The following is a 13976-nucleotide window of genomic DNA, read 5'->3' on the forward strand; positions in this document are numbered from 1 at the left end:
ATGCTCCGAGACGGCACCCTCTACGAAACCCGCACCCCCGAAACCGCGGCAGCATGACCCCTTCAGCCTTGACGAAGGACATAGAGGCACCCCCCCGGTCGGTGGCGCCGGAGCCCGCGCCCGGGGCTTCAGCGCGGCGACGGGCGGTGGCACGATGCGCAGCATGACCGTTCTGGAAGCGCGTTCGTGGCAGTGGCAGGGAACCGGCGGACCGGCGGGGTGGGAGGCGGCGTGGGCGCGGACGCGGGAACTGCTCGTCCCCGTCGTGCCGGACAAGCGCTTCGCCTTCGAGAGCGACCCCCACCGCGGTGAGATCGCCGACGGGGCGGCCGGGTTGGCGACCGCGTTCTACCTCCTCGCCGGCGGGTGCGCAGCAGCGGTGGCGGACGTACGGCGCGACCAGGTCGAGGAGTTGCTGCGACCGGGAGCGGGCGAGACGGACAGCGACGTCGTGCGCCGGTGGGAGGAACGCCTGCGGACGCTCGGCCACGAGCCGGTGACCGGCCCCGACCCGGTGTGCGAGCGGTGGCGCGTCCTGCGGACCGACTTCGGCTGGGAGGACGACCTCACCGTCATCGGGGAGGTGCTCGTCCGGCAGGGGTACGGCCTCCTGGCGGGCCTCGGGTCCGTCCTCGCCGACCTGCGGGGGGCCTTCTGACCCGACCGCGGCACCCGTCACCCCCGGACGGCTCCCGCCGGGTCGCCGGTCGCCGGTCGGGTCAGTAGCGCTGGGCCTGAGCGACCCTGGAGACCAGCGCCTGGTCCCGGTCGATCGGGCTGAACGCGGTCGGGGTGGCCTTCGCGCCCGGGGCGAGGTCCGTGACGCCCAGGTAGGAGGTGTCCACGACCTTGCCGGTCTCGTCGAGGAACTCCACCTTGATCGCGTACGACGCCGTCGAGCTCGTGCTGTTCACCACCGTCACCAGCGCGGCGTTGAATCCCGCCGCCTGTGCCTTGGGCAGACCGGTGAGCGTGACGTCCGACAGGGCGTTGCCCGTGCCCTGGGTCTTCGACAGCACCTCCTGCGCCTTGGCGCGGCCCGCGGCCACCTGGGCCGAGACCGACGCCTCGAACGAGGACGCCGCCGCCGACAACGAGGACACGGCCTGGGAGGCGGCCGCCGCCGCCGAGGAGGCCGCCGCCGAGGCCGACTCCAGCAACGAGGACTTGGCCGAGGCGATCGAGGAGGGGAGCTGGCCCGAGAAGGAGCTCGCGTTCGGCGAGAACGGGCGCGACGGCGAGCTGGTCGACGACGTACTCGACGAGCTGCAGCCGGCGGCCACCAGCACCGTGCAGCCCAGCACCACGGCGGCGACACCGACCCGCCGGCTCGTACGGCCGGTGCAGCCCGTGCGGTCCGTGCGGTTCGACGTGCTCCCCAGCCTTCCGCGGCCACGTGACATCTTGGTCTGCCTTCACCTCACGGCCGGACACCCAGCGGCCCGACCCTTCTCCGCACCACCCTCTGCCCCGGCGCACCGATCCGACCACCGGGCCTACTGCGATCAGGTTGCCGCCCGGCACTCCCGGTGACCCACCGGCCGCGGCGGCAGGACGCCGGACGCCGGACGCCGGACGCCGCCCCGGCCGGGCGCCCTCCACCGCCGTCCGCCCGCCCCCGCCCTTGGTGACTCCTCCGACCGTCCCCTTCCCGCCGCCCCGCGCGGCCGGACGATCGGACGATTACCGGTGCCCCGCCGTCGCCCCTACGGTCGGGGGGTCACCCGCAGGTCGCTGTCGCCTGGTCGGGCCGGTTGCGGGAGGCGGGCGCCCGGACCGGCTCCGCAGAGGGGCGTGGACCGTGTCCGTGACCGGGAACTTCCGCATGGCGAAACAGCTGACGGGCGGCCGGGTGCTGCTGTGGTCGCTGCTCGGCCGGCTGCCGACCGCGATGAGCCCGATCGGCACCCTGCTGCTGGTCAGCCGGAACACCGGCAGCGTGTGGTCCGGTTCGCTGGTCGCCGGGGCGCTGGCGGGCGGTCAGGCGGTCGGCGGCCCGATCGTCGGCCGGCTCGCGGACCGCCGTGGGCAGCGGACGGTCGGGCTGGCCGCCGCCCTGGCCAATGCGGCGGCCCTGGTCGTGCTGGTCGCCGCCTCCGAGCGCGGGCTCGCACTCAGCTGGCAGATCGCGCCCGCCGCTCTGACCGGTCTGTCGGTCCCGCTGGTGGGCCCGCTGTCGCGCAGCCGCTGGGTCCGACTGGCCTCCGGCGACACGGAGTTGACCTCGGCGATGCTGTCACTGGACGGGATCGTCGACGAGTTCGCCTTCACCGCCGGGCCGGCCCTCGTCGGCGTGCTGGCCGGCGCCGCCTCCCCCGCCGTCGCCCTGCTCGCCGCGGCCGTGCTCTCCGGCGTCTGCGCCGGCCTGTTCGCGCTGCACCCCACCGCCGCACCGGGCGTCCCGGCGTCGTCCCACCCCCAAGGCCGCTCTGCTGGGCGGCTGTTGAGCACGCCGTACGTCCTCCTGCTGGTCGGGACGGCCCTGCTGGGCGCCTGCTTCGGCTCGGTCCAGGTCGGTGTCACCGCGACCACCGAGGCGCTGGGCCGGCCGGGCACCGCCGGGCTGGTGTACGGCTTCCTGGGCTGCACCAGCTCCCTCGCGGGCGTCGTCATCGCCTCGCTGCCCGCCCGCCGGGGCCTGCCGGCCCGCCTCCGGGCCGGCGCGGCACTGCTCTTCGCCGCCTCCTGCGTCCTGCTGCTCACGAGCGGCAACCTCATCGACGACAGCCCCACGAACGGCAGTCTCGCGGCGCTCACCGCGGCCGTCGGCCTCCTCGGCGTCGCCGTCGCGCCGCAGATCATCACCGTGTTCGGCCTGGTCGAGCGCACGGTGCCCGCCACCCGGCTCGGCGAGGCGATGGCAGCGCTGGTCAGCGCGCTGATCCTGGCACAGTCGGCGGGCACCTTCCTGGCCGGCTGGGCGGCCGACCGCGGCACCCCCGGCTCCCCCTTCGCCGTCACCGCCGCGGCCGCCGCCACCGCCTTCGTCCTCGCCGCCCGCACCGCGACCGACCGCCGCTACCACCGCCGCAACGCCGAACCCCGGACGCCCGGGCCCGCCGAGGCCCGCACCGCCGACCCGGCCTCGTGACCGATCCGTCCGTGAAGACCCGGTCGGCCCAGTGGCGGCCCTCGATCGCGTACCGCCGCAGGATCGGCGCCGCGTCGACCCGGCCGAGGGCGGGCAGCAGGGCGAGCACCTGCAGGGCCGGTGCGACCTCGTCCGGATCGTCGCCGTCGTACCCGAACAACCGGTTTCAGGCGACGGGCGCCCGGGCGTCGCCTCGTCCGGTCGCAGCGGTCCGGTCGCAGCGCCGTCCGGTCGTCGCAGGAGGACGGCACCCCCGGGCGGCGGCTGGCCCCGTCGGGTGATCCCAGGGCGCGGGTTCCGCGCCGGCCGGCCGAGGGCTCGCATAGTCGGGAACGTTCATACCAGCCGATCGTGGGACGAGCCGATGATGCGCCTGAAAGGCCGAGAGATCCTCACCGCCGCCACCGCCCTGCTGCTCGCCCTCGCCGGGTGCGGGGCGCCGCAGGGACGGCAGGCCGTACCGTCGCCGCTGCGGGACCCGAGCCCCGCGGCCACGCCGACCCCGACCTGGCCGCGGGCGTTCACCCTGGTCGCGACGGGGGACGTCCTGCCGCACACCGAGATCATCCGGCAGGCCGAGGAGGACGCCGGCGGCGACGGGTACGACTTCAGCCGGATGTTCGCCGGCGTCAAGCCGGTCATCGGCGCCGCCGACCTGGCCATCTGTCACATGGAGACGGTGTACGGCGCCGACGGCGGGCCCTTCACCGGCTACCCGTCGTTCAAGTCGCCCCCGCAGGTCGCCCGGGCGCTCAAGGACGCCGGCTACAGGTCCTGCGACACCGCCTCCAACCACACGCTCGACGACGGGCCGGCCGGCATCCGGCACACGCTGGACGCCATGGACGCCGTCGGCCTGAAGCACACCGGCTCCGCGCGCAGCGCCGACGAGGCGGGCCGCCCCGCGCTGCTCACGGCGGGCGGCGCCACGGTGGCCCAACTCGCCTACACCTACGGCACCAACGGCATCCCCCTGCCGAACGGGCAGCCCTGGGCGGTGAACCTCATCGACCGGGACCGGATCCTCGCCGACGCGAGGGCCGCCCGGGAGCAGGGGGCTGACATCGTCGTGGTCAGCCTCCACTGGGGCACCGAGTGGCAGGACACCCCGGACGAGCAGCAGCTGACACTGGCTCGTGACCTGGCCGCCGAGCAGAGCCCCGGCCGGCCCGACGTCGACCTGGTCCTCGGCACCCACGCCCACATCCCGCAGGCGTACGAGAAGATCAACGACACCTGGACGGTCTACGGCATGGGCGACCAGCTCGCCGGGCACATGTTCAACCACACCGGCGCCGAGGACCCGCGCGGCAACTGGAGCTCGATCGCCCGCTTCACCTTCTCCCCGCCGACGCGACCTGGGCAACGATGGGCCGTCACCAAGGCCGAGTTCGTCCCGCAGCTGACCGACCTCGGCCCGCCCTACCGGGTCCTCGACCTGGCCGAGGCCGTCCGCCGCGACCCCGGGCGCAGCGACTACGCCCGGGCCCTGGACCACATCCGGGAGGTCGTACTGAGCCGCGGCGGCGCGTCGGCCGGACTGACCATGGCGTCCTGAGCGGACGCCTCGCCGCCGGAGCTGCACGTCGGCGGCTGCACGTCGGCGGCCGTCCGCCGGGGGCTGCGCGTCGACGACCACTGGTCGGCGGCACGGGGGTCACCCGGTGCCCGGCCGGAGCAGCAGGCTGCCGAGTGCGGTGCGGCGGTGCAGGACGGCCTTGCCGGCGCGGGAGGTGGAGATCAGTCCGGCGCCGCGAAGCGCCGCGGTGTGGGCCGAGACCGTGGCGGCGCTGACGCGGAGGCGTCGGGCGAGTTCGGTCGTGGTGCGTTCCTCGGCCAGCAGGCGCAGCAGTTCGGCGCGGGTGTTCCCGATCACCCTGGCCAGCGCCTCGGGGCCGGCGGAGCCGTCGGGCTGCGGCGGGAGGCCGGCGCCCGCCGGGTAGGTGACCACGACCGGGCGGTCCGGGAGGTCGGACAGCAGCGGCCCGCCGGTCCAGTGGAAGGTGGGCAGGAGGAGCAGCCCGCGCCCGCCGAGGTGGATCTCCCGCGGCCCGCCCGGGATCTCCCAGACGCCGTCGCGCAGGCGGGCGCCGGGCAGCAGCCCGGCCAGCACCGCACCGACGCCGCCCTCGGCGAACTGCACGGCCCGGCGCACGAACTCGGCGTGGTGCAGGTCCTGCACCTGTGCCCAGACCGGGCCGAGCAGCACCTGGAACGCCGTGTGCTGGGCACGCTGGACCAGGCGCCAGGCCTCGGCGTCGCCGCGGTGCAGGTCGTGGATCCACGCCGGGGCGGGCGTGCGCACGGGGGCGTAGACGCGCTCCAGTTGGGCGCCGACCAGCGCGGGCGGGGCCGAGCGGACCTGTTCCAGGGCGTCCGGGAGGGAGTCCGCCGGCACGTCGAGGAAGCTCGGGGCCAGCCCGGCCGGGACGAGGTCGGCGAGCGGGAGGGTGGCGTTCGGCAGGGCACGCAGGGCCCGGCGCCGCCACGCCCCGTGGAGCAGGTCGCCGTCCCGGCGGCACATGATCGTCAGGGCCACGTTGAGTTCCTGGAGCGGCGCCGGCCGGGGGGCGAGGGTGACCCGGGCGAGGTCCTCGGGGGTGAAGCGGATCCGGAGCACGGCGCCCCCCTTCGTCGGCCCCGACGGTGTCCGGGCGCCATCCTTGAGCCTCGAACCTAAACGATCGCGCGCGCCGCTCGGGGCGGGGCAGCATGCGCCGCATGACGAACGACTCCTCGATCAGCCGACGCACCGTCACCGGGTCGGTGCTGCTGGGCTCCGCCGCGCTGGTGCTCGGCGCCGGTGGCCGCGCGCACGCCACCGGCCGTGCCCAGGACGACGACCGTGCCCGCACCGACGACCGTACCCAGGGGGGCGACGTCGTCCTCACCCTGCCCGCGCCCACCGGCCGTCACCCCGTCGGGTGTCAGCCGGTGTACCTCGTCGACGGCTCCCGGCGCGACCCCTGGGACCCCGGGATCCCCGTGCGGGAACTCATGCTGACGGTCTTCTACCCGGCCCGCGACGTCAGCGGACTGGCTCCCGCTCCGCAGCTGCCGCCCGAGGCCGCGGCGGCGTTCGGCGCGATCGCGCCGCTCGGCCCCCTCCACCTGCCCGCCGCGGGCGTGGACTGGGGCGCCACCCGGTCCCACGCGTTCGAGGGCGCCCCGCCGCTGCCGGGCCGGTGGCCGGTGCTGGTGTACAGCCCGGGCGGCGGCGACCCGCGCGGCCTGGCGACGTCCCTGGCGGAGGACCTGGCCGCCCACGGCGCCGTCGTCGTGGCGGTCGACCACCCCGGCGACGCCGCGGCGGTCCGGTTCCCGGACGTCACGCCGTACCGGACGGACACCGTGCGGACGACCGTCTTCCGCGGCGACCCGCGGGACCAGCCGGCCGTGGCCCGCACGATGATCGACGCCCGGGTCGCCGACCTGCACGTCGTCCTCGACCGGCTCGGACGGGCGGGCGACCTCCCCCTGCCGTGCGGGCTCGCCGAGACGCTCGACCTGCGCCGCCTCGGCGTGTACGGGCACTCCGCGGGCGGGAGCGCCGTGACCCGGGTGATGGACGAGGACCGGCGGGTGCGTGCCGCGATCAACCTGGAGGGCTACCTGGACCACCCGCCCGCCGGGCCCGGCGCCGCCCCCGAACCGTTCCCGGTCGCGGTGCACGGGACGGACCGGCCCCTGCTCCTGCTCGGCAGCGAGGGGTTCGACCGGCGGCGGGAACTGGACCGCTCCTGGTCGGCCGTGGCCGCGTGCTCGGGCCGGCGGGTCCGCAGCGCGCGCATCGCCGACGGCAACCACTGGGTGTTCACCGACTACGCGGCGATGCTCCCCCGGCTCCAGGCGGCCGGGTTGATGACGGCAGCGGCGAGAAGCGCGTCGATCGGCACGGTCAGCCCGACGGTCTCGGTCCCGGAGGTCCGCCGTACGGTCCGCAGGTTCTTCGCGGAGCACCTGGCCGACCGCTGACACGAGTCGCACGGCCCCCGACCCCCAGGGCCGCACGTCCCCGGGGGTCGGGTGCCGTGCGGTGCGCGGGGGTTGAGAGGATCGCCGCATGGAGTTCGACGACCCGGCCGTCATGCGCCGGCTGTGTGTGGAGCGGCTCGGCCCGGAAGCCGGGCAGCGGTTCGCGGCGATGGCCCGGCGCGGGTTCCGGCTGGTCGCGGCCTCGCCGGAGGCCCCCGCCGCCGGGCGGTCCCGGCTCGGCGGGGACGCGCTGCTCGAACCGGGTGTCCCGTGGCCGGCCCTGGAGGGCGTCCCGCTGTCGCTGCACGCCGTGCTCGACACCGATGCGCTAGCCGGCTGGCTCGGGGACCAACTGCCCGTCCGGCCGGGCCTGCTGAACTTCTTCCACCTCGATCCCGACGTGCCGTACGAGGAGTACAGCGCGCTGGACCCGTACAGTCCCGACGCGTGGCGGGTGATTCCCGCCGATCCCGTGCGGGCCGTCACCACGAGCGCCCCCGAGCCCGCCCGCCGCTACCCGGCTCGGCCCGTCCACGCGGTCCGGGTGACCATGCTCCCGGACAGCTGGGACCTTGAGAATGACGACCTCCCGTACGACCGGGACCGGCACTGGGGCGCACCCTCGCTCGTCCTCGACGCGATGGACGACCTCGACGGGAACACCGCCGGCCACCACTGCGCGTTCGGCTGGCCCGACACCTCGTACACGTCCACGGTGACCGCCCGCGACGGCGACGGCCCTGCCGTCCACCTGCTCCAGCTCGCCGAGGACGCCGACCTCGGATGGGGCTGGGGCGACGCCGGGACGATGTACTTCACCATCCCCGCCGGGGCGTTCGCCGCGGGAGACTTCGGCAGGGCCGAGGCGGCCGGCCACTGCTGCTGAGCGGACGTCCGCGGCGGCCGGCCGAGCGGCGCGCGTGCCCGGCCGAGCCGCGCGTGCCCGACCGGGTGACCACCCGCAACGGACCCCGCACCCGGCTCGTTCACCCCCGTGTCCGCCGGAACGCCCCGCGGGCGCACCACAGGCAGAAGAAGGGGAAGGGGCTCGCATGCACCGGGTCGTCACCAGGGCCGCGGCACTCGCCACCGCAGCCGCCGCCGTCCTGCTCGCCACCGCCGCACCGGCCGTCGCCGCGGGCCGGCGCAGCAGCGACGCCTGCACCCACAACTGGTCCGGCCCGCAGGTGTGCATCGCCGTCGACGGACACGACGACTGGGCACGGCACCTGACGGTCACCTGGACCAACCCGGGCGGGGCGAGGCAGTCCACCGCGGTCCTCCACGAGGGCGACCACCAGGTCGAGGTCCACGAGCGGATGACCGGCACCGCCCGCGACGGGAGGATCACCGCGGAGTGGACCGACATCGAGGTCGCCTGGGGACGGCTGTGCGGCTCCTTCACGGACACGCCGAACGTGTGGGCCTGCATCGACATCCACAGCGGCGGCCCGTACTCCTCCTGACCCTCCCGGCGCCGGCCGACCCGGACGAACGGGCCGGCCGGCGCCCGCGGGTCCGCTCAGCCGGAGTGCAGGACGCGGAAGCGGTCGGGTGCCGCCGGATCCCGGTCGACGACCTGGACCGGCGGCCAGGCCCACTGCCAGACGTCGACGCCCGGCGTGCGGGAGAACCGGATCCGCCCGCGGGTGCCCTCGACGCTGACCTGCGGCCACGCTTCGGCGATCCGCGCCCGGTCCGTACCGTGCGAACGCAGTACGTCGGCGAGGACGGTGACCGTGTCGTAGCCCTCGAAGGCGACGAAGGACGGCGCTTCGCCCAGCCGCTCGCGAAGGGCCGCCTCCACGCGCGTGCCCAGCGGGCCGAGCTGCTCGGGCAGGTAGCGCAGGAACGGGATCGCCGCGCCGTCGTCGCCCAACAGCGCCGCCCATTCGGCGAACTCCGGCTGCCCGGCCGGAGCACCGATCAAGACCCCGGCGAGGCGCGGGTCGCGGCGGACGGACCTGACGATCGGCACGGCCGGATCCGGCTGACCGACCAGGACGAGCAGGGCCGTCGCCTCGTGCCGGACGAGTTCCGCGCACACGGCCTCGGGCGCGAGCGCGACCGCGTCGAGTTCGACGACGGTGCCGCCCTGCACGGCGACGTGCTCCCGCAGGATGCGGGTCCCGGCCGCCCAGTAGACGCTCGGCTGCACGGCCACGGCGATCCGCCGGTGGCCCGCGCCGAGGAGGAAGTCCGCGTAGGTGCGCCAGCCGTGCGACTGCGCCGGGCACAGCCGTGCGACCCACGGCGTCGGCTGCTCGACGAGCGCGTCGAGCACCGCCGACGAGCAGAGGTACGGCAGGCCGAGGGCGTCCGCCCTGGCGGCGACGGCGCGGGCGACGACGCTGTGGTACTCCCCCGCCAGGGCGGCCACGCCGAGGCCGGCCAGTTCCTCCACCGCCGCCTCGGCCCGCTGCGGATCGGCCGCGGTGTCCCGGATCAGCAGTTCGAGCGGCCTTCCGGCGATCCCGCCGCCGTCGTTGACCTCGCGGACGGCGGTTTCGAGCCCGGCGAGCACGTGCCGCCCGGCCTCGACCCAGCCGGGCCGGGTCAGCGGTACGAGCGCGCCGATCCGCACCGGTGATCCGTCGGGGTGCGCCGCTCCGGACGACGATGGTGAGGTACTCATGCGTGGGCGTCTCCCGCCTGACGGTTCGGTCGCAGGCAGCGCGGGCGACTTCGGCGGAGCGGCGAGTCCCGGTCGTCCGCGTCCGTCCGGCCCCGCCCCGTTCCTCACCTCCGCGGCGCGCGCACCTGCGGGATCATGCCGGACATTGCATCCACCACCACCGGCGCCGGGCAAGCGAATTACGGCGCCCCCCGGGCCCTCGGGGGCCGGGGGGCGCCGCCGACCGTGCCCGTAACCCGTGCACGTGGGACGAGAGCGGTGCCCGGTCGGGCCGGGGCATCGCCGCGGCCGTCCGGGACTTCGAGCGCTACATCGCCGACGGCCTGGCGACCGACCTGCGGGTCTGCCTCCACTGGCTGGAGGAGCGGCGCTCCCCCCGCACCCGAGGACCGGTTGCCCGATCTGTAGCCACGGGCCCGCCAGCCGGGTCCGCGAGGCCCCATGGACCGCCGGGGCCGCCGGGTGGGCCGGCCGGGCGTCACACGCACGGCCGGTACCCGCTGGGTGGGAACGGCGCCGGACCGGATCCTGGTGGCATGCCCCTCCCCCTGTACGGCGTGGCCGCCGGCACCTTCCACTCGTTCACCCGGGACCCGTCCCACCACTTCGGGCACTGGTACCACGGCCACCTCACCCTCGCCACGCCCGACGGCCTCTGCCCCACCGCCCTCGACGTCGACGCCCCGACCGACGTCGGGGTCTCCTACCGGCTGGTGGACGACCTGACGGTGGACCGCATCGCCGCCGTCCGGGCCCTGGCCGACGGGTTCCACCCGCTGGCCTCCACCCCGGACTCCGGCGCGCTCGACTACGCGCGCAGCCCGATGCTCCAGGACACCGCGTGGCTCGCCGAGGCGGCGGCGCTGTTCCGCAAGGCCCGGATCGCCCTGAACCGCCCCGCACCCGGCTCCCCCGCGTACGGACCGGACCTCGCCGACCGGCTGGCCGCCGGCCTCCCGGTCCGCGCCTTCCCGTGGGTGAGCAGCAACGGCGACAACGCGCTGGACGTCCTGCTCCCGCACGCGCGGGCCGCGAGCCGGATCTACGTCTTCGGGCAGCGCTTCGGCGACGGGCTCGGAATCCACGACGTCCACCTCAACCAGGGCGACCCGGTCGGCAGCCCCTGGTACCAGGACAACGGGACCTGGCAGGACGGCGCCGTGGTGTGCGAGCACACCGACGGGTGGGTGGTCGCCTGGCAGGTCAGGTTCAACACCCAGGTCCTCACCACGGACGACGCCGGCCACCCCCGCTGACGCCCCCGGCGGCGCGTCTCTGGCGGACAGCAGCCCGGCCGACCCCGAGTCCGCAGACCGGGCGCGATCGGGACTCCGGTCGGCCGAGCGCGCCTCCCGCCCGCGGGTTCACGCGGCCCGGTCGGCAGCCGTCCCGGCCGGGCCGAGGTCGCCCGACAGGTGCCGCTCGGCGGCGTGCCAGGCCGCGGTGACGGCGTGGTGGGCGGCAGCCGTCGCCCGGGCGACGTCGCTCTCCAGGTGGAGCGGGGCACCGAGGTGGACGTGCAGGGCCGGGCGCCGCAGTGGGGCGGTGGCGAAGCCGGCGAGCTGCTTGGCGGCGCTGCCGGAGCTCAGGCGGCGGGCACCGCACTGGCCGAGCGGCACCACCGGGGCGCCGCTCGCCGCCGCGAGCCGGGCCAGACCGGTACGGAAGGCGCCGGGCTGCGCGTCACCGGAGTCCCGGCGCTTCGGCAGGCCGCCCTCGCCGTAGATCAGCACGACCCGGCCGGCCGCGAGCGCCGCTGCGGCGGAGTCGAGGGCGGCGGCGGCCCTGGCCGTCCCGCGGTGGACGGGGATGTGACCGCCCGCCCGCAGCACCCCGCCGAGCACGGGCACCCGCCACAGCCCGGCGGTCGCCATCACCACCGGCTCGGTGCCCAGCCTGCGCAGGGCCGCCAGCACCACGCCCGGATCGGCGAGCGAGCTGTGGTTGGCGGCGACGATGCTGCCCGGCGCGACCGGACCGGCCACCTCACAGGTGACGGACAGACGACCGAGGACGGGCACCAGGGCACCGGCGATCCTGCTGAGCATGGCGGGGCTTCCTTCCCGGCCTTCGCGGCCTGCATGGTCTGCATGGCCTTCGCGGCCTTCCTCGCCCTCCGTGGCGCGGCACCGCCATCCTCGCGGGGCGCCGCCACCGGCCGCCTGAGTAGCGGTACTCAGAACGGGACCGGGTGGGGACCGGGTACCGACCCGCCCGGGCTTCGACCACCACCCGGAGCCGGTCGCCGAGGCGCGGATGGTCGCGGCGTCGGTGCTCGACGCCGACGGGCTGTGGGCGGACTCGACGGACGACGTACAACTCCACTTCCTGGTCCACGACCTGGCGCCGGTCCCCGAACCACGGTGACGCCCGCCCCCGAGTCCGCGCGGCTTCACCCAGGGCAGAACGCCGCCGTCTTCCCACGGCGCCGCGGATCCTTAGGCTGAGGGGGTGAGCACTCATGCGCCGAACGAAGCCCGCGTCATCCCCCTGCGCCGGCAGGCCTCGCCGCCCGCGCCCGACGGGGCCGCCCGCGCCCCGCAGCGGCCGGCCGGAGCCGCACCGGAGCCCGCGCCGAGGGAGCCGCTGTGGCGCGACCTCGTCGGCGGTGTGCTGCGCCGCGAACGGCTGGCCCAGGAACGCACGTTGAAGGACGTCGCGGAGGAGGCCCGGATCTCGGTGCCGTACCTGTCGGAGCTGGAGCGCGGCCGCAAGGAAGCCTCCTCCGAGGTGCTCGCGGCCGCCGCCCGGGCCCTCGGGCTCGGCCTCGGCGACCTGCTCTCGCTCGCCCAGGACGACCTGGCCCGGTACGCCCGCAGCCGGACGGCCCGGGCCGTCCGGACGGGCCTGGGGCGCACCACGCCCACGGCGCAGTACGACGGGCTCTGCCTCGCCGCCTGATCCGCCGGAGCACCCGAACCGGCGGCCGGTACACCCCTGTCGTACCGGCCGCCGGTTCGGCCGCCGTCCACACCGCGGCTCAGACGGACGCGGCTCAGACGAGCGCTACTCACACGGACGCGGCTCAGACGAGCGCGGCCCGCCGGCTCAGCACCGCGTCGGCCAGCCCGTAGGCGACGGCCTCCTCGGCCGTGAACACCTTGTCCCGGTCCATGTCGGCGCGCAGCGTCGCTGCGTCGTGGTGCGTGTGCCGGGACAGGACCTCCTCCACCTGCGCGCGGACGCGGACCACCTCCTCGGCCGCGAGGCTGAGGTCGGAGACCGTCCCCTGCCGCCCGCCGCTGGCCGGCTGGCCGAGCAGCACCCGCGCGTGCCGGAGCACGAAGCGCCGCCCGGGATCGCCGCCGGCCAGCAGCACCGCCGCCGTCGACGCCGCCTGGCCGACGCAGAACGTGGAGATCGGCGCCTGCACGAAGGTCATCGTGTCGTAGATCGCCATCAGCGAAGTGAACGATCCGCCGGGTGAGTTGAGGTAGATCGAGATCTCGCGCTCCGGGTTTTCCGACTCCAGGTGGAGGAGCTGCGCGATGACCACGTTGGCGACGCCGTCGTCGATCTCGGTGCCGAGGAAGACGATCCGCTCGTTCAGCAGCCGGCTGAAGACGTCGTAGGACCGCTCGCCCTGCGCGGTGCGCTCGATGACGTAGGGAACCGTGTACGAGCCCATGTCACAGCCCCATCCGTCGGCGCGAGACGGCCGGGCGGATGTCGGCGAGCGACTCCACCACCCGGTCCACGATCCCGTACTCCTTGGCCTGCTCGGCCGTGAACCAGCGGTCGCGGTCGCCGTCCCGCGCGATCGTCTCCTCGCTCTGCCCGGTGTGCTCGGCGGTGATCCGCTCGATGGCCTTCTTGGTGTACTGCAGGTTCTGCGCCTGGATCACGATGTCGGCGGCACTGCCGCCGATGCCGGCCGAGGGCTGGTGCATCATGATCCGCGCGTTCGGCAGCGCGAACCGCTTGCCGGGCGCCCCCACGGTGAGCAGGAACTGGCCCATGCTGGCGGCGAACCCCATCGCCAGCGTCGAGACGTCGTTCGGGAGGAGCCGCATGGTGTCGTAGATGGCGAGGCCCGCGGTGACCGACCCGCCGGGGCTGTTGATGTACAGGCAGATGTCGGTGTGCGGGTCCTCCGCCGACAGCAGCAACAGCTGCGCGCACACCCGGTTGGCCGACACGTCGTCGACCTGGGTGCCGAGCAGGACGATCCGCTGGGCGAGCAGCTGCGCCGCGAGCTGGTCGTCGAAGCGGCTGGGCGGTGTGCCGCCCTCGTCCGCGCGGGGCGAGAGCGTGCCGAGTGCAGTCATCCGGTCT

The 13976-nt window shown here is 75.6% G+C and carries 15 protein-coding genes; 9 read left to right on the plus strand and 6 right to left on the minus strand.

Annotated elements, in window-relative coordinates:
* Nucleotides 1-163 precede the first annotated feature (163 nt).
* Nucleotides 164-658 carry a hypothetical protein gene (locus tag ACZ7KX_RS38250; protein ID WP_470330549.1) on the plus strand — a complete coding sequence of 165 codons (495 nt, stop codon included), beginning with the start codon at nt 164-166 and terminating at the stop codon, nt 656-658.
* 61 nt (nt 659-719) lie between these two features.
* Here ACZ7KX_RS38250 and ACZ7KX_RS38255 read toward each other — a convergent pair whose 3' ends face one another.
* A complete protein-coding gene (locus ACZ7KX_RS38255) occupies nt 720-1019 on the minus strand; it encodes a hypothetical protein (protein ID WP_470330550.1) in 300 nt (99 codons plus the stop codon).
* Between ACZ7KX_RS38255 and ACZ7KX_RS38260 the strand changes: the two genes are divergently transcribed.
* The 3 genes from ACZ7KX_RS38260 to ACZ7KX_RS38270 all read left to right on the plus strand — a co-directional run bounded on the left by ACZ7KX_RS38260 (nt 997) and on the right by ACZ7KX_RS38270 (nt 4649).
* The gene (locus ACZ7KX_RS38260; protein ID WP_470330551.1) at nt 997-1533 is read left to right on the plus strand and encodes a hypothetical protein; all 537 of its coding nucleotides are present in this window, start codon (nt 997-999) and stop codon (nt 1531-1533) included. The two genes, ACZ7KX_RS38255 and ACZ7KX_RS38260, sit on opposite strands and share 23 nt — an antisense overlap.
* A 292-nt stretch (nt 1534-1825) precedes the next feature.
* Nucleotides 1826-3091 (plus strand): MFS transporter, encoded by a 1266-nt coding sequence (locus tag ACZ7KX_RS38265; protein ID WP_470330552.1) that lies wholly within the window; start codon nt 1826-1828, stop codon nt 3089-3091.
* 367 nt (nt 3092-3458) lie between these two features.
* Complete coding sequence (locus ACZ7KX_RS38270) at nt 3459-4649, plus strand: CapA family protein (RefSeq protein ID WP_470330606.1); 1191 nt, start codon at nt 3459-3461, stop codon at nt 4647-4649.
* Between the two features lie 99 nt (nt 4650-4748).
* Here the strand turns inward: ACZ7KX_RS38270 and ACZ7KX_RS38275 are convergent, their stop codons facing one another.
* Entirely contained in the window at nt 4749-5711 is a 963-nt protein-coding gene (locus tag ACZ7KX_RS38275) for an ArsR/SmtB family transcription factor (RefSeq protein ID WP_470330553.1), read from the minus strand.
* 101 nt (nt 5712-5812) lie between these two features.
* Here ACZ7KX_RS38275 and ACZ7KX_RS38280 point away from each other — a divergent pair, with 101 nt between their 5' ends.
* The 3 genes from ACZ7KX_RS38280 to ACZ7KX_RS38290 all read left to right on the plus strand — a co-directional run bounded on the left by ACZ7KX_RS38280 (nt 5813) and on the right by ACZ7KX_RS38290 (nt 8532).
* On the plus strand, nt 5813-7066 hold the full coding sequence (locus ACZ7KX_RS38280) for an alpha/beta hydrolase (protein ID WP_470330554.1): 1254 nt from the start codon (nt 5813-5815) through the stop codon (nt 7064-7066).
* A gap of 88 nt (nt 7067-7154) precedes the next feature.
* Nucleotides 7155-7952, plus strand: a complete 798-nt coding sequence (locus ACZ7KX_RS38285; RefSeq protein ID WP_470330555.1) for a DUF1963 domain-containing protein — start codon at nt 7155-7157, stop codon at nt 7950-7952.
* A gap of 166 nt (nt 7953-8118) precedes the next feature.
* Entirely contained in the window at nt 8119-8532 is a 414-nt protein-coding gene (locus ACZ7KX_RS38290; RefSeq protein WP_470330556.1) for a hypothetical protein, read from the plus strand.
* Nucleotides 8533-8588: 56 nt separating this feature from the next.
* Here ACZ7KX_RS38290 and ACZ7KX_RS38295 read toward each other — a convergent pair whose 3' ends face one another.
* A complete protein-coding gene (locus ACZ7KX_RS38295; protein ID WP_470330557.1) occupies nt 8589-9701 on the minus strand; it encodes an ABC transporter substrate-binding protein in 1113 nt (370 codons plus the stop codon).
* Between the two features lie 536 nt (nt 9702-10237).
* Here ACZ7KX_RS38295 and ACZ7KX_RS38300 point away from each other — a divergent pair.
* Nucleotides 10238-10957: a DUF2278 family protein gene (locus ACZ7KX_RS38300; protein ID WP_470330558.1), complete on the plus strand. Its 720-nt coding sequence runs from the start codon at nt 10238-10240 to the stop codon at nt 10955-10957.
* A gap of 108 nt (nt 10958-11065) precedes the next feature.
* Here the strand turns inward: ACZ7KX_RS38300 and ACZ7KX_RS38305 are convergent, their stop codons facing one another.
* Nucleotides 11066-11749: a lysophospholipid acyltransferase family protein gene (locus tag ACZ7KX_RS38305; RefSeq protein ID WP_470330559.1), complete on the minus strand. Its 684-nt coding sequence runs from the start codon at nt 11747-11749 to the stop codon at nt 11066-11068.
* A gap of 403 nt (nt 11750-12152) precedes the next feature.
* On the opposite strand from ACZ7KX_RS38305, the gene ACZ7KX_RS38310 reads away from it, so the two are divergent.
* A complete protein-coding gene (locus ACZ7KX_RS38310) occupies nt 12153-12602 on the plus strand; it encodes a helix-turn-helix domain-containing protein (RefSeq protein ID WP_470330560.1) in 450 nt (149 codons plus the stop codon).
* A 124-nt stretch (nt 12603-12726) separates the two neighbouring features.
* Here the strand turns inward: ACZ7KX_RS38310 and ACZ7KX_RS38315 are convergent, their stop codons facing one another.
* Entirely contained in the window at nt 12727-13329 is a 603-nt protein-coding gene (locus ACZ7KX_RS38315) for a ClpP family protease (RefSeq protein ID WP_350520437.1), read from the minus strand.
* A 1-nt stretch (nt 13330) separates the two neighbouring features.
* A complete protein-coding gene (locus tag ACZ7KX_RS38320) occupies nt 13331-13969 on the minus strand; it encodes a ClpP family protease (RefSeq protein ID WP_396548021.1) in 639 nt (212 codons plus the stop codon).
* Nucleotides 13970-13976 lie beyond the last annotated feature (7 nt).

The sequence above is a fragment of the Kitasatospora sp. NPDC038210 genome (genome assembly GCF_055600605.1).